Annotated in this window: 13 protein-coding genes and 2 pseudogenes; 6 read left to right on the forward strand and 9 right to left on the reverse strand. The window is 52.3% G+C overall.

Going from position 1 to position 16,018, the window contains the following annotated elements; all coding sequences use genetic code 11:
• Window positions 1–214: 214 nt before the first annotated feature.
• The 5 genes from L1N82_RS12365 to L1N82_RS12385 form a co-directional block, all read right to left on the reverse strand.
• Window positions 215–1,261 carry a DUF3231 family protein gene (locus L1N82_RS12365; RefSeq protein ID WP_235287694.1) on the reverse strand — a complete coding sequence of 349 codons (1,047 nt, stop codon included), beginning with the start codon at window positions 1,259–1,261 and terminating at the stop codon, window positions 215–217.
• Between the two features lie 197 nt (window positions 1,262–1,458).
• On the reverse strand, window positions 1,459–2,394 hold the full coding sequence (locus L1N82_RS12370) for a sugar kinase (RefSeq protein WP_235287695.1): 936 nt from the start codon (window positions 2,392–2,394) through the stop codon (window positions 1,459–1,461).
• Window positions 2,395–2,413: 19 nt separating this feature from the next.
• A complete protein-coding gene (gene kdgT / locus L1N82_RS12375) occupies window positions 2,414–3,418 on the reverse strand; it encodes a 2-keto-3-deoxygluconate transporter (RefSeq protein ID WP_235287696.1) in 1,005 nt (334 codons plus the stop codon).
• A gap of 53 nt (window positions 3,419–3,471) precedes the next feature.
• Entirely contained in the window at window positions 3,472–4,416 is a 945-nt protein-coding gene (locus L1N82_RS12380) for a tripartite tricarboxylate transporter substrate binding protein (RefSeq protein ID WP_235287840.1), read from the reverse strand.
• 236 nt (window positions 4,417–4,652) lie between these two features.
• Entirely contained in the window at window positions 4,653–6,980 is a 2,328-nt protein-coding gene (locus L1N82_RS12385; protein WP_235287697.1) for a helix-turn-helix domain-containing protein, read from the reverse strand.
• Between the two features lie 425 nt (window positions 6,981–7,405).
• On the opposite strand from L1N82_RS12385, the gene L1N82_RS12390 reads away from it, so the two are divergent.
• The 4 genes and pseudogenes from L1N82_RS12390 to L1N82_RS12405 all read left to right on the forward strand — a co-directional run.
• The gene (locus L1N82_RS12390; RefSeq protein WP_235287698.1) at window positions 7,406–8,125 is read left to right on the forward strand and encodes a carbohydrate ABC transporter permease; all 720 of its coding nucleotides are present in this window, start codon (window positions 7,406–7,408) and stop codon (window positions 8,123–8,125) included.
• A 90-nt stretch (window positions 8,126–8,215) separates the two neighbouring features.
• Window positions 8,216–8,410 (forward strand): hypothetical protein, encoded by a 195-nt coding sequence (locus tag L1N82_RS12395; RefSeq protein WP_235287699.1) that lies wholly within the window; start codon window positions 8,216–8,218, stop codon window positions 8,408–8,410.
• 448 nt (window positions 8,411–8,858) lie between these two features.
• Window positions 8,859–9,383: pseudogene (locus L1N82_RS12400) on the forward strand (LamG domain-containing protein); the annotation flags it as partial.
• 99 nt (window positions 9,384–9,482) lie between these two features.
• A pseudogene (locus L1N82_RS12405) lies at window positions 9,483–10,652 on the forward strand (right-handed parallel beta-helix repeat-containing protein); the annotation flags it as partial.
• Window positions 10,653–10,807: 155 nt separating this feature from the next.
• Here the strand turns inward: L1N82_RS12405 and L1N82_RS12410 are convergent.
• The 4 genes from L1N82_RS12410 to L1N82_RS12425 form a co-directional block, all read right to left on the reverse strand.
• Window positions 10,808–13,030, reverse strand: a complete 2,223-nt coding sequence (locus L1N82_RS12410) for a histidine kinase dimerization/phospho-acceptor domain-containing protein (protein WP_235287700.1) — start codon at window positions 13,028–13,030, stop codon at window positions 10,808–10,810.
• Window positions 13,008–13,700: a response regulator transcription factor gene (locus L1N82_RS12415; RefSeq protein ID WP_235287841.1), complete on the reverse strand. Its 693-nt coding sequence runs from the start codon at window positions 13,698–13,700 to the stop codon at window positions 13,008–13,010. The genes L1N82_RS12410 and L1N82_RS12415 overlap by 23 nt, the downstream gene beginning before the upstream one ends.
• A 509-nt stretch (window positions 13,701–14,209) precedes the next feature.
• The gene (locus L1N82_RS12420) at window positions 14,210–14,770 is read right to left on the reverse strand and encodes a hypothetical protein (protein WP_235287701.1); all 561 of its coding nucleotides are present in this window, start codon (window positions 14,768–14,770) and stop codon (window positions 14,210–14,212) included.
• 173 nt (window positions 14,771–14,943) lie between these two features.
• Window positions 14,944–15,186, reverse strand: a complete 243-nt coding sequence (locus L1N82_RS12425) for a hypothetical protein (RefSeq protein WP_235287702.1) — start codon at window positions 15,184–15,186, stop codon at window positions 14,944–14,946.
• 158 nt (window positions 15,187–15,344) lie between these two features.
• On the opposite strand from L1N82_RS12425, the gene L1N82_RS12430 reads away from it, so the two are divergent.
• Window positions 15,345–15,767: a MerR family transcriptional regulator gene (locus tag L1N82_RS12430; RefSeq protein WP_235287703.1), complete on the forward strand. Its 423-nt coding sequence runs from the start codon at window positions 15,345–15,347 to the stop codon at window positions 15,765–15,767.
• Complete coding sequence (locus L1N82_RS12435) at window positions 15,760–16,014, forward strand: hypothetical protein (protein ID WP_235287704.1); 255 nt, start codon at window positions 15,760–15,762, stop codon at window positions 16,012–16,014. Before L1N82_RS12430 ends, L1N82_RS12435 begins: the two co-directional genes overlap by 8 nt.
• Window positions 16,015–16,018 lie beyond the last annotated feature (4 nt).

Raw genomic sequence — 16,018 nt, forward strand, 5'->3', positions numbered from 1 at the left:
TGTAATCGACTTTACGTGTTTTGTCGATAAGGGTAACTTTACCACAGCACTCGCGGAAATATAGAACACCCGTCATTCTACCCGCGGCGGGCAGTTCTTCGCTGACGGGACGGGGTTACTCTTGGCGGAAACAGTGAACTGGGCAAAGTACCTAGCAGCATGAATAGAGCCCGCAGTTTGTGCCGGCTCTATTCATGCTGCCTCTGGTCGACTTCTATCTTTGCTTGAGCAAGCCTTCCCGGTCACTGGCCCCAGGCGGTTCTTCCAGCCAGCCTCTGTTAATTAACAAGTTCACGCCGTCCTCAGCATACAATCCCATATCTGCGATCAGCTTCGTATATTTAACGCCCAGGTCCCGTCTTTGTGAAACCGATAACCCGGCTCCATAGAAGGCAGCCGAAGCTGAAATTAAGGCAACAATGTGGAACAGCATCAGTTTGTCAGAGAAAGGAGGTGACGTGGAATCGGTGATCTCCGACTCCCATTTACGCGGCTGTGGCAGGTCGTTCTCTGATAACTCTTTACTCAAACTCATGAAGTGCTGCTGGCACAATTCTATGCCCCTGCTCAGATACTTCCGGATGTCCGGGGATTGGGCAACCTGGCTGAAGGCCATCTCCAGTACAATTTTTACATCTATTTTGATCATATTGAAGAATATACTGCTGATTTCGATGGCGTTTAACGGCCTTTGCTTTCCCAGCCAGCCTGCTAAATATCCCTGTTTTTCAACAAAATCCACTTGGTCGGAACCAGGGATATGCGGAGGTCTGACGTACAGCCCCTTCTCCAGCATGGCGTCAATAATCTTATTGAACAGCTCCATCGTTTCTGTACTGCACGCCGTAAAATAACGCCGTTGATCCGAACGGGTGGATGTACTTAGAGCACCTGCGTAGCTGGTCAAACCCAGGAGTGTCATGACATAAAAATAATTCAACAGAAATTCGTCTGAAAACAGTGGAGGTGCCTCGGGGTTAATGATATCCTCCTCTGTGAATCCCACGGGCAACGCAAAGCCTTCCTCTACCATAAATGCTCTGACTTTATCGACATGCGTTCTGGCTAAGCCGAGTGCATACTCAAGTACCGAACGGATTTCCTGGTCCTGCACCCGCTCCACCGAATGGGTAATGAAGCAGATGGCCATGCTGTCATTTATGTACTGGGTCCAGAGGTTGGCAATCTCCGCTGACGTCAGCCTGACGGTTACGTTCCGTGGTCCATCTGTATGCTGCTCTGTCTCAAGCTTAGTTGACATCAGATTCACATCCCTCATCTATTCATTCCAATGCCCTTAAAGCCGCTATCTGTAGATTGTTACGTTTCCATGGAAAATATTCTTACTGTCCCATATAAACGGCCATCGTCCAACTGACATTTCATGCTGCCCGGGACAATAAAACAAGGCAGCAGCGGTCACTGCCGCTGCTGCCTTCCCCGTCTCTTGTCCAGCTCTTACCGTGTCATAAATGCTTCAAGTCCTGCTCTGTCCGGGAGGCCGTCATTGTCTCCCGGCGACATGACCGCCAAGGCGCCAATTGCTGCGCCCCGCCGTACCGCTTCCTCCAGCGGAAGCCCCTCCAGCATACCGCTTACGACACCTGCAGCAAATCCATCACCGGCTCCTACGGTATCCATCACACGCTCAACCTGGAAGCCCTCTGTATAGAACTGCTGCCCTTTCGAGCTAGTGTAAGCGCCTCTTGCTCCAAGCTTGATGACCACCGTTTTCACACCTGCTGCATGATAGATGTCCGCCACACTTTGCTCCCCTTCCGCCCTCGTCAGCAGCGCACCCTCCTCTATACCAGGAAGGACGATATCTGCACGGCACGCCAAATCCTGAACAACCCGTAACATCTCATCCTTATCCGGCCATAAGCCCGGACGCAGGTTAGGATCGAAGGAGATTTGTACACCCCTTGCCCGCGCCTCAGCCATCAGCTCATATACAAGCTCCCGGCAGCTGTCCGAGAGCGCTGGAGGAATGCCGGTCAGATGAAGATGGTCAAAGCCTTCCCAGTCAAGACGGTCAATGGTATGCAGCCCCATTCGGGAGGCTGCGGAATTCCGCCGCAGCGAGTATACCTCCGGATCACCTTTCTCCACCTTCTGCTTCCACTGCATCCCTGTGAAGTTGTCCCCGCTGAAGGTCACGTAAGTGGTGTCCAGGCCGCTCTTCTTCAGGAAGCGTGCTATGCTGCGGCCAAAGGGGTCATCCCCAAGCTGACTGATATAGGTCATCTGGTGGCCGAGTCTCGCCATTCCAATGGAGAAGTTGACTTCTGCGCCTGCTACGTAACGCTCAAACTGTTCGGCTTCCTCAAGAGAGCCCTGCTGCCGGGCTACGAATAATGCCATTGGCTCGCCGATTGTCAGCACTTTCGCCATATTTGTCTTCCCCCTTTACTTAAGCCGTCTCGGAAGCTGGCGGAATAACCCGGTTGTCTGTCGGCTTAGCTGGTTTTCTGCCTTTCATTCGGTTCGCCCACCAGGCTGTCAGGATCGGCACCATAATAGAGGTCACGATAACGGCCGCCGCCACCAGGGCTGTTGCGGACTGTGCCGCCGGCTGCAGCTCGGGCACCAGACTGCCGATTATGACCGGATTGGCCACGGCCGCCCCCGCTGTACTCGATGCCGCTAGACCGGCTGTGCCATTGCCGCCGCCGATATATTTATCCGCCAGCATAAGCGGGATACCCGTGATGATAATAACCGCGACTCCCAGCAAAATACCCAGAACGCCTGTCTTCAGAATAACCGCCAAGTCGATCGTATTGCCGAGCGCAAAGCCGAAGAACGGAATCATCGTCTGCGTCGCCCTGCTGAAGAAGTCCCGCAGATCGCTGTCCAGGTTACCCAGAACAAAGCCAATCAGGAACGGCAAAACAGCACCTACAAACAAATGGGGTTCAAATGACGCAATTCCTGCCGTACCCAGGATCATCATGGTAACAAGCGGACCGGACTCAAGCGACATCAGCACGAAAGCTCCCGCTTCCTCCTTGGTCCCGTACTGCTGCATTATGGAGGCATACAACCCGCCATTGGTCATATCCATAGCCGACACGATGGCGAGCACAGATAACCCCGCGAACAAGCCGGACTGAATGCCGTTTTCCGGAAGCAGCTGGGAGGCTATAATAGCAACCACCCAGGCGACTGCAATCTTGGTAATGACGAGCGTCCCTGACTTCCTCAGTACGACGCCTGTCGCCTTAATATTAATGGCCGCTCCCATGCAGAAGAACCATACGGCCAATATAGGTACCGTACCTGTCATTAAGCCATTCGTAAATGAGCCGAAATACTGTCCCGATCCCGGGGCGAACGTATGGACAAGCGCCCCTATAAACAAGGGAACCAGCATTAATCCGCCAGGGATTCTATCAATGGTTTGTTTGATCTTCATTGTCTCTCACCGTTCCTTTCAAGCTAGTCTTGATGAGAGGGCGGGCAGTACGATTATTGCCTGCTGAGGCCTAGCTCAGGTATTAAATCAGAGAATAGGTCGTGGCTCTCCTTCATCTGCCTGCGAAAGCCCTGGCCGTTCTCAACATGCAACCCTAATCCGTTCGCCTCCATATAATCGCGGAATCCCTTCTCCTCCGTCCCCTTAATGAACGCTTCGGCAAGCCGGTCCGTAATGTCATCAGGGGTATCCTTCGGCACACCCAGCCCTCTCCAGGTGCCAATAAAGTTACCGTCAATACCTGTCTCTTCCTTCAGCGTCCCCACACCTGGAAGCGCTTCCGATTTTGTGTCTGCATTAATGGCCAAGGTCCGAAGCTGCCCTTGGTCCACATAGGCCTTAACTTCTGCAGGGCTTACCGGCACAGCATCCACAAATCCGCTGATGAGTGCCTGTACGGCTGGTCCTGCTCCTTCAAACGGGATATGGCTGAAGGTTGCGTCAGCCTCCCTCTCCAAGGTTGCCGCAGCCAGATGCCAGATGCTTCCCGTTCCGGCATTACCCATTCTGACTTTCCCGGGATTCTCCTTAGCATAAGCAATAAATTCCTCTGCTGTCTGCCAGGGCGCTTCCCTTCTGACCGTTATGGCGGAGGGATCAAGATTCGTCTGGGCGATGGGCTTAAAGCTTTCATACGTGATCGGCAGCAAGCCGAGATGCGGGAGCGTCGTCAGCTCTGCGACAAGGTAGGTTACGGTATAGCCGTCCCCCTTGGCATTTGCGCCCTCCATCAGTCCGATGGAACCGCCGCCGCCCGTTCGGTTCACGACAACGATTGGCTGTGACATATGCTTCTCTGCTGCCTTCGCCAATGCTCTCGCCGTGGCATCCGTTCCTCCACCGGCCGCGTAAGGAACAATTAAGGTTATGGGCTTGTTGGGGAAATCCGCCGCTCCGCTTCGACTGGTATCCCTGGCTACCGGGTTCCATATGAAGATTGCAAGAACAACTGCAGCCAAGGCTGCAATCCACCATCCTGTTAGTTTGGACCAACGTTTTCCTCTCAACTGCCATCCCTCTCTTACTTATAAAATGGTTCCCGCGCCGCCAGTTGGGGAAATCCCCCTCACGCTCGCCATTCCACCTCCAGACATCATCCAAGTAATGGTGTTTGTGCTGCTTGACTGGAGTGTAGCGCAGGCCCGGCTGCACGGGCAATCGTATAATCCTTCGATTAATCTGCAGATACGCCGGAATCACGCGGTTTTGGCGGATCTGCATACCCGCTGGAGGATTTGAAGCTCTCGCGGTACTTGCCCGGCGTGATCGACTTATTCTTGCGAAAGGTGCGGATGAAGCTGTTCTCATTATGGTAGCCTACAAGCTGTGAGATTTCGGATACCTTCAACTGGCTGTCTCTGAGCAGCCCGCATGCCTTCTCAATCCGCAGCGCAGTCAGATAATCATATACCGTGCTGCCCGTCTCTTCCTTGAATATTGCACTGACCGAAGAGACTCCGAGACGGACATGGCTGGCAATATCCTGAAGACCGATATTCTGGTGCAGATTATCCTCCATATAGCGAATCATCGACTGCACTAGATGGTATTCCTTCGAATGCTTACGCTGCTCCAGCTCGCCGCACAGCTGGTCAGTGACCCGGCTGAGCAGTTCCGCTATATCATCCAAATCCATTGTCGCTAGTTGAAGCCATGTGTAGTCCGCGAGCTCAGCAGGCGTGGACAATCCCTGCTGTGACACAATCCGCTGAACCTCAGACAGCAGACCGTCGGCATCCCGATAAACAGCATAGGGTTCCGTCCTTCTTCTGCGCGCCTCATCCGCCATCTTGCGGATCCATTCCCGGCACAAGCCGGAATCGGCGGCCAGCAGGCTGCTGATGACTTCGTTCTTCCAGGCTGTGTCGATCGGCTGGGTGCCTGCTTTTGCAGCAGTCTCATGTCCAGCATAGCCGTGCACCTGTCCATATCCCGCATACAGCCGATAGGACAGTGCCTCGCCAGCCTCTGTGCTGGACAGCCCCAGATGAAGAATGCCGGGTACAGCGGAGCCGATTCCGATCGAGATGGACATGCTGAGGTATTGTCCGGCGGCTTCAATCAGTCTGGACGCTTCCTGCTGAAGCTCTTCCATCCAGGTGTCTGATCCGGCAGACTTAGGCTGGAGCATAACCGTCAGCCCCTCCTGACGGACGGTCGTGCTTACCGCTCTCCAGGAGGGCTCCAGCAGCTCGAGTACAATATTATTCAGCGCGTATCGTAAGAGCATCCGGTCTTCATCCTGCAGCTCTGCCGTCCATTTGCCATACCGGTCAACCGACACAACCATAACAGCGAGGGGCCCTTCCTCCCAATCCTGAAAATGCTGACCCCACTTGGTCCTGATCTCCCGGGAGCCGATACTCCCATTCAAGACATCTGATATAAACTTGGACCGCAGCTCCGGCAGGCTCCGCTCGGCCGCTAATGTCTTGCTGCGGAAATCCCCGACCAACTTCCCAAGCACCTGCTCTAGTTCAAACAGATCCCCCTGGCTGACCGGCCTCTGTCCTTGGCTCAGAAGCGTATTGATTCTCTTAAGCGGCCTAAATGCCGCGTAGTTGTAATAAATCATCGCTGAGCATCCCACGAGTATGGATATCAGCGACAGGATCAGCATCGTATTGCGCACCATCTTCACATTCTTAAGCAGCTGATCCATCGGGACAAGCGAGACCAGCCGCCAGCCCGTTACATCAGAGAAGGTCTGATTGGCCATGAAATCCTGGCCGTTTACCTCTACATAAGCGAAGGGCCGCACATCAATTGCTGCAATCACCTTCTGCATCTCCTCTGGCGGAACGGGCAGATTCAGTTTTGGATAGATAAGCTCCCCGTCCAGATTGTACACATATTGATAGCTGGTCAGATGGGTGTACATCTTGGAGAACAAGCGGTCATAGCTCAGGTTAACCATTACTGCCCCCATGATCCGTCCGTCCACCGTGACGGGTCTGACCAGTGACAGCAGCTCGGTCTGCTCAATATCTTCACCAGTCCCTGCATGAAGCGATCTGCGCTTCACCAGAAGCGGCTTCGATCGGATATCGTGAATCCAGGAGCTCCAGGAGGCATCTGGCGCGTCGCTCCAATTCTCTTGAAATCCGTGAAGACTGGAGACAAGCGAACGGTTATCCAGACGGATCACCGCAATGGAGTGAATATCCGGTTCCGTCGAAAGGGCTTTCAAATAAGACTGCAGCTCAGCCGTCTTCGCATCGCTGCCGGCCGGTTCAGAGCGAATGTAATCGAGTGTTCCTTCATGGAAGGATGCTTCCACTGCCTTTCCGTCAGATTCACGGAATGCACGATTGGTCACATCCAGATTAATCTGGAGAAGCTCAACATTAGGAATATTCAGCTCGGTGTCGAGCGCTTCCCTGTACTGGTTATAGGAAACAAGCCCGAAGATGGCAATGCTGAATGATACCACCATCGTCAAGAGCAGAATCAGCCTCGTTTGTTTATTCGCAAGCACATATTTCAATTTGAGACGAAGCATGGCATCCAGTCATCCTTCCCTTGCAGGGCTAAATCCCCCGTCAGCCTGTTTTATCCTTATGGACCATATCCTTCCGGTATCATACTATACGGTGTTTGCGGCTTACAAGTTTGGTCAGCCCTGTTCGCAGGGATTTTGGCGTTCCCTTATTTCGTAAGAAAATGGTATACAAGTGGAGGGATAGATTGGTAATGCATATAACATTGGTTTTACATAGGGGATGACGTTATGGGCGGCCGCCTGCTAATTATTGAAGATGATTCGGAGATTAGTCAGATGGCGGATGTGGAATGACCGCAGCACGAAGACAGGCCATCCCGCTGGGATAGCCTGTCTTCCGAGGAGTTGCCGGCTTATCAACACGCCAACAAATCAATATTCATGCTTCAGCCGTCAAGATGCTGATGATGGTGTTCTTCTCCTTCATGACGAGCACAGAGGTATTGCGGTTCACACTGGATCTGCCGGATAAGTGGATGGTCTCCAACTACCTGCGTGTGTTCGAGGAAGGCGGGCTTGGACGCGCGTTTCTGAACGGTCTGCTGATTACGGGCGTCTCTTCAGTTCTCAACATCATACTCTCTTCCTCTGCTTCCTTCATTCTGGTCAGAAGAGAGACGAAGCTGACGAATACGCTGTATCTCTATTTCTTCATGGGACTGATTGCCCCGATGTCTACCATCACAACGATCCGGGTTGTTCAATGGATGGGCTTCTACGGCAGCATTACCAGTGTCATCTTCATTTATGCTGCCCTGAATACAGCCTTCAGCGTCTTCCTGTACAGCGGGTTTATCAAATCGATTCCGAAAGCACTGGATGAAGTAGCCTTTATCGAAGGGGCCTCCATGTTCGACGTGTTCTTCCGGATTGTGACGCCGCTCATTCTGCCCGTTAATGCAACAGTCGCCATTATGGTATTCATGGCCGTATGGAATGATATCACGATTCCGCTCTACTTCCTGACAGACAGCTCGGACTGGACGATGCCGCTGTCTGTCTATAACTTCTACGGCAAGTACAGCCGGGACTGGAACCTGATCTTCGCCAACCTTGTTCTGACCTCTCTGCCCGTGCTCATCCTATATATCTTCGCCCAGAAGTATATTGTCAGCGGGCTTACGGCCGGGGCTGTTAAGGGGTAGGTGGAAAATCTCCACTCCAAGACCTTTACCGCCCAATGACTAATTCTTATAATGGACTATAAGAATTGGTTTCTTTAGGATGAGAAGGTGATGAACGGTATGAAAAAAGAAGAGATTGCAAAGCTGGTCTGGCAGCTTCGGCCGTTTATTTTTCTGCTGGCAATCATTGTTATGACGAAGTTGGGCACACTGCTCATTAACGGTGCTGTGAGTTTGGCTGAGACAGCCCACCAGCTGGGTTACCAATTCGGCTCGCTGCTGGAGCGGCATTGGCAGTTGAAGTGAAGGAAGTCTGACATGAGGAGGGCACCCCGGCGGTGCCCTTCTTCTATTTTACGTTAGGGGCATTTCGCTAGACATCGGATTTTTGAACGGAATTTATCGACTATTTCACTATTTGGGCACAATTGTATGCGCTATCATAAAATTTAGGAGCTGTTGCAGAATACGAACTGCGCTCGTTGGGTGGGCGAGGGCCCAGAACGTCACCGCCATCCAACGGCTCCCGAAGTACAGTCGCAGCTTGGCTTCAATCATACTGAAAGGAGGAGGTTGCAGACCGGTAATCCCTACTGCTAAGATTCATCGCTTTGAACGTTGAACATCTACAGTGGAGCTAGTCTATTTAAACCAAGGAGGATGAATAATGGAGAAGACTTGGATGAACAAGAAGAAGAAGACATTCCGGACAGCCGCTTCCGTGCTGTGCCTGACACTGGCTGTTCCTTTCGTAATGGCGGGTTCGGCAGCGGCCGGAACACCGTTCAGCGACGATTTTAACGATGGCAATGCCGCCGGGTGGAATGCTACAACTGGAAGCTGGTCTGTTGTGCAGGACAGCGGCTCCTATGTGTATTACCAGTCAAGCACCAGCGAAGGGCGCACGCAGGCTGGCGACCAGTCATGGACCGATTACAGTGTTCAGGCAAGGGTCAAGGTAGAGGATTTCAACGGGACGAATCGCGCGTATGTCGCTGGACGCTATAAGGACGGCAACAACTATTATGCAGCTTCGCTCTACAACAGCAGCGGCGGCAAGCTGGAGATCCGGCGGAAGGCCGGGGGCTCCTCTTCCACGCTCGTCTCCAAGGCATACCCGCTGTCGGCTGGCGTCTGGTATACCGTTAAGCTGGAGATGACCGGCTCGACAATCAAGCTGTATGTCAACGATGTACTGGAGCTTACGGCAACCGATTCCACATTGAGCTCGGGCGGAGTGGGGCTCGTCTCCTACAAGACCAAGACCAAATTCGATGATGTGGTCGTAACGGACAGCGGCTCTACGCCAACCGATCCGGGTCCAGGGCCTGATCCTGGAACAGACCCCGGTACCGATCCTGATCCTGACCCGGATCCGACTCCTGCTGACGGCGACCTCTTCGTGGCGCCGAACGGATCGGCGGGCAGCGCCGGTACCATAAGCAGCCCGACAACACTGGAATCAGCCCTCTCCCGGATCGCACCAGGCAAAACGATCTACATGCGCGGCGGCACCTACCGCTTCTCCTCTACCATTACGATTGAACGCGGAAACAATGGCAGCGCATCTGCTCGCAAAGCAATCGTCGCTTACGGCAGTGAGAAGCCCGTGCTGGATTTCTCTGCCCAAGCATTCGGCTCGGCCAACCGCGGGCTCCAGATGTTCGGCCACTACTGGACCGTTAAGGGCATTGAAGTGACCGGTGCGGGTGACAACGGTATCTTCATCGGCGGCAACTACAACCGGATTGAGAACGTTGAAGCGCACCACAACCGGGATACCGGCATTCAGATGGGACGTTACGCCTCAACGGCCGCCAAAAGCGAGTGGCCGCAGTACAATGAAGTGATCAACTCCTATTCCCATAACAATTTCGATCCCGACAACGGTGAGGACGCCGACGGCTTCGCAGCGAAGCTTACGGTCGGACCAGGCAATGTGTTCGACGGCTGTATTGCCGCTTACAATGTGGATGACGGCTGGGATCTGTACACGAAGTCCGAGACGGGCGCTATCGGAGCAGTAACGATTCGCAACAGCATCGCCCATCATAACGGCCAAACCTCTGATGGAACATCGACGTCCGACAGTGACGGCAACGGCTTCAAGCTGGGCGGGGAGAAAATCGCAGTCGACCACATCGTGGAGAACAGCATCGCCTTCCAGAACAAGAAGCATGGGTTCACGTACAACAGCAACCCGGGAACGATCCGGATGAAGAACAATACCTCCTGGGACAATGGCCAAAGCAACTTCGCCTTTGATATCGGAACCCATCAATTCATTAATAACCTGTCGCTCGGCGGCGGCTCAAGTGACAAGACGAGCGGCACTGATGTAGACGGCAGTAATGTCTGGTGGAAGAATAACAAGAGCGTCAATGCCAAGGGTCTTCTGGCAAGCAGTGAGGACTTTGTCAGCCTGACACCAACTGTGGGCCGCAGCAGTGACGGCTCCCCTAGTCTGGGCAGCTTCCTGAGCCTGACAAGCGGAAGCGATCTGAAGGGTGCTGGCACGCCTGCCGGCACGAATATCGGAGCACGATAAGGCACGGACAGAACATAACAAGTACACAATAAAGCCGGGACAGCTGCCATTCAAGGCGGCGTCCCGGCTTTTTCATATGAAGCTTACCTCTGCGTATAACACTCCTTGGTCTTCCTGCCCCACTGCAGCCAGCCTTACTGGTCTAGAGGCACGACCTATCTGCCCTCCAAGTCCACTGTCACGGTAACCTTGAACAGATCGCCATCCACGTCAATATCCATCTGGGCGTCATGCAGGTCCATAATCGATTTGGCAATGGCAAGCCCGAGACCCGAGCCTTCCGTATGCCGGGATGCATCGCCGCGCTTGAACCGCTCGAATAACTCGTCGATATTCTCACTCAGCTCATATTTCGCTACGTTCTTGAAGGTGATAACGGCTTGGCCGCCCATATTCTTCATCGAAATATACACCCGCGTGTTGTCCAGCGAATACTTCAGACAGTTACCGATCAGATTGTCGAAGACACGCCACAGCTTCTGGCCATCCACAATTGCCATGACCGGTGTATCCGGCACGGAGGTCCGGAACTGCAGGGCAGAAGCATTGATCGCTTCTTCATACTCCGCCAGCGCCTGCTCCAGCAGCTGCACGAGATCCACCCTTTCCCTGACAAGCTCAATATGCCCGCTGGCCATCTTGGTCGCCTCGAACAGGTCATCAATTAGCACCTTCAGGCGCTGTGATTTCCGGTCCAGAATCTCCACGAACGCGGTCCGGTCCTCCTCGGACAGGTCGCCTTTTTTGAGCAGCTTCGTATACGTAATGATTGAGGTAAGCGGTGTCCGCAGGTCATGGCTGACATTCGTAATAAGCTCCGTCTTCAGCCGCTCGCTCTTGGCCTGTTCCTTCTGCGATAATCGAATTCCACCCTTCAGTATGTTAATATTTCCGGCAAGCTTCGCCAGCGCCGACCTTCCCTTGACCGGCAGGTCCTGTTGGTAATCGCCAGCAGCCATAAGAGATGACTGATGGACAATCTCGTTAAAGTAACCAATGCGCCTCACCATTGCCACCAAGATGGGAAGACCAATGGACAGGAGCATCAGTATGTAGATTATGAAGACCTCTGGCTCCGGCTCTATCATCAACACGGCAAATCCCAGCCCCATGATAAAGACAACCGCCATCATAATAATCCATTGCAGCGCGATCGATCTGACCAAGAAGACTTCCTTGAGCTTCTGGTACACCTTATGGGAGAATGCCCTACGCCAAGCGCTGCTCACCTCTGGCCAGCTGCTAAATTCCCGCTTCAGCCAGATCCCCTGCACAAGAATGAGCGATACGAATACCGTGCATACCACCAGATGGGTAAGCGATTCGGTTAGGATGCCATAGGCATCATCGCGGTAGAAATTACTGTCTGCCGACAACAGCAGCGTGCCTGTCAGCAGGCCCAGAAGAACGAGCACAATCGCTCTTATATCAACCGGAATCTGCCGGTAGAAGGGCTCCAGCTTCTCTAATCCAGCCGCCTCAACATACGAGTACTTCCTTCTCCGGTATACAATGATGCTGTACGCAAAAGCGGCAGCCCCCATGATGGTGTAAATATAGAAGGCCGTCTGCTTAGTCTGGTAAGCATAATAGTTTTGCAGGACATAACCGGTTTCTGACCCTGCCTTCGGCACTCCGACCTCACCGGCGAACACTCTGCCTTTCCTGGAAGCACTAATGAGCTCAGCCAGCTCGCTGGAGACACCGTACCAGAATGACCGGCCCTCGATACGAAGCGATTGATACCGCTGGACAAACAACATATGCTTCGGTTCTAGGCCCTTATCCGCCCGCTCTTCAACGGTTGTATTGGTAAAGACTTTGCCAGTTTCAGTCTCTGTGAAGTAATAAGTAAGGGCCGCCAGATCTTGAGCAAACTCGGATTTCATGCTTTCAAACTCCCGGTACTGCTGATCGATCCGCTGCTCCTTCTCCTTGACGATCTTCGCCCTCACATGGTCATCACTCTGAAAATTCTTGGTAATATCCTGTATCTTCCGGTCGCGCTCCGCCTTATAAAAAGCCGCCACCTCATCATCACCTGATGCCCGGGCTTCCTCTATCTGACCCGCATACTGCTGCTTAATACTCGCAACCTGCTCGGATAAGTCTCCATAGCGGTAGCGGTGCTCTTCAATCTCCTCTTGAGATACCGTGATCTGCTGCTTCAATTCCTCCTTGGAGAGTGTACTCAGCTCATACAAGCTCAGATAGTCAATGAATCGGTCCAATTCTGCCTGGAACTCCGGCGTGTCAAAATAGCTTTTCCGGATATACGTGCTTCCGTCCGAGAATAAGGTCAAAACTCCACTCATCCCAAAAGTAAACAGCAGCAGCCAGGCCGCGAGGAGCGCTTTATTTTTCCATCTTGTATCCAATTCCCCATACCACCTTCAAAAATCTCGGATTCTTCGGGTCAATCTCAATCTTCTCCCTGATCTTGCGGATATGGACGGCTACCGTATTCTCGGCATTAAAGCCCGGCTCCTTCCACACCCGTTCATAGATCTCGCTGATGGAGAATACCCTCCCTGCATGAAGCATGAGCAGCTCTACAATCTTGTATTCGATTGGCGTCAGCTTCACGACCTCGCCATTAACTGCAACCTCCTTGGCCGTCTGGTCCAATGTCAGCCCGTTCAGGTTCACCAGCTTCTGCGCACCGTCATAATGACCCAGTGTCACATACCTTCTAAGCTGAGATTTGACCCGGGCAAGCAGCTCAAGCGGATTGAACGGCTTCGTAACGTAGTCGTCCGCGCCAACCTGTAGGCCCCACACCTTGTCCATATCCTCACTCTTGGCACTCAGCATGATGATGGGAATGTTCTTGCTCTCTCTGATTTTGAACGTCGTTGTGATCCCATCCTGCCTTGGCATCATGACATCGAGGATAATGAGGTGAATATCCTGCTCGTTCAGCACCTCAATCGCTTCGATCCCGTCCTGCGCCTTCACGACCGTAATGCCTTCATTCCTCAAATAAATCTCTATAGCGTCCCTTATCTCCTTATCATCATCCACGACCAGTACACGATAGCTGTCCACCATGTCTGCGCCCCCTCTCTTATCCCCTTGCTGCCTCAACTGTTCGATATTTTCATTGTAAAGACCGTTTCCTAATAGTTAGCGAGGATAAATCTTAAGATTGTTTTAACATTCGGTGCCAAGCAAGTCGGAAGCACAGTAAAGGTATATACCGCCAACGACTTCAAGAACTTCAAGAAGGGCCACCATGAGTCGTTTGAAGTCACCGGCAAGCTTAGAGGCCTACTCCTATTTGACTGCTGCCCTTATGTGGTTATTGAGAATGCGGATTGCATGCTCGGGGTTTACCAAGCCGGTGCGAATGGTCCCGAGCAAGTTAGTACAATCTCGTTGTAACAGCTTCACCACGGAACAACGAACAAGGCCATTAGCTGAACACAGCTAACGGCCTCTTCGCATGCCGGTGGACGGCACCTGTCTTTTCCATAAGTTTACCACCACATCCAGCATCCCGTAAAGGAACCCGGAGGGTCGCGCACGAAGCTGAATCATAATTTTCCGGATCGTTGCTATCCGTAGGTTTTACTGCTTTCAATACGTCCCAGCAGCCGAGGATAAAACTCATCGAACGGGCGGTAATCCTCCACCTGGTAGAAGCCAAAAGCCATTGCCTTCAGCTCATTGCTATCACGATAATTGAGCAGCAGGAAGCTTGAGGCTTTCCTGAAAATCCTTGGTCCCGCCTTCGGGTCCATCAGCTCCATCATAGGTCCAAGCAGCAGGCCATCAGGAGAATCCGGGTATAGAAGACCGTACTCTCTCATATAATCCAGCTTCTCCTTGCTTCTTGCCATATCCTTGGCCGCTGTAATAGATTTTACGGAGATAACATGCGTCTGCTGCTTATATTTGATCATAAGCCGGTCGGCCCCAATATAGAGCTTCACCTTGGCGCGTGCAGGCACGCCCGGCACTCCGCCCACATGATAAGCACTGCAGGAGGCAATAGCCCCCATCTCAATTAACTTATTTCTGCTGAACCGTTGATCCCAGTAGCCTAGCAGAAGCACTGCCAGAGAAACAATAATCACTGCGCAAACAGCTGTTATGATATATCCGATCGTCTTCACCAGCTTTCCCTCATATAAAGCGTGGAGGTAATCTTTTGCCTTACGTCATTGCCTGTTCTCCCCAGTATAACTCCACTCTGTTAATTCTGTATGAAGACCCAGCCTATATATCTGCATTTCAGCCAGTTTTTCCCCGGATCAGTCCTCATCGTGAGAAGTCTTGATTGTTAGCTTCACCGGTAAGCCCCTGCTTGAGGCTCCGGTATAAACGCCTCATTATACAACGGTTCTAAGTATAGAGCAGGAGCAGATTGGGGAACCGAGCAGATGGCAAAATCAATATCCTCCTTCTGCATTTGCTCCGTTAGCGCTGGAGTGCTGGCCATTACCACGGATACACAGACCTTCGGGTCGAAGATATTGCCCGTATGATTTGCGCTGCCCTGGAACAGGAAAGCCATGACTGGACAAATCATCACAGTGGACAGCGGTCAGACACTTTAGTTACCGCGCTTTGCCTCACCATGACCCTCCCATTGTATAGTAATATATCCTTATGTTTCGCTTATTTACGATAACCCCTTGACCCGATACTATACTACCGGGTTTACGATATCTTCGGGAGGAGAGAGTCATGATGAGCTTAACCATCAGCCAGGTAGCTAGAGCAGCTAACGTGAATATTGAGACGGTTAAATATTATGAGAAACGGGGGCTTCTTCCCCCGCCGGAAAGAAGCCGTTCAGGGTACCGGATGTTCTCCAAAGCTGCAGTAGAGGATATAAACCTTATTAAGAAAGCCCAGGAGATCGGCTTCACCCTGAACGAGATCAAACATATCTTAGCGCTAGTCAAACAGAACCATTATTTCCCGGTGGATGAGATGCAGGCATTCGCCTCTGCCAAAATCAATGAAATCAACGAGCAAATTAGCCGGCTGGAAAGCTTCAAAGCACTACTGCAGCAGGCTGTCTCACAGCCGGCTCTGTCCTCGCAACGCCGTAAACAGGACTGTCCGTTACTAAATAAAATAAGAAAGGGCGATATACATGGGTAAAACCATTGAAGTTTTCACAGATAGTGCCCGCTTCCCGGACCTGGAGAAACAAGTAAGAGCATATGCCTGCCCAAGATGCTCCATTACCGTCTATGATGCGAGCAGACCAGATGCCGACGGCCTAATGAATATCAAGACATCTGAATACGGAATCGCGGAACTTCCCGCGGTTATGATGAACGGCCGGCTTATGCCGTTAGAGAAGTTAAACAAGGCAAGCGTGTTATCCAAGCTTTTCCACCGGTAGTCCC

The organism is Paenibacillus tarimensis (assembly GCF_021532315.1).
Lineage (GTDB): Bacteria > Bacillota > Bacilli > Paenibacillales > Paenibacillaceae > Paenibacillus_I > Paenibacillus_I tarimensis.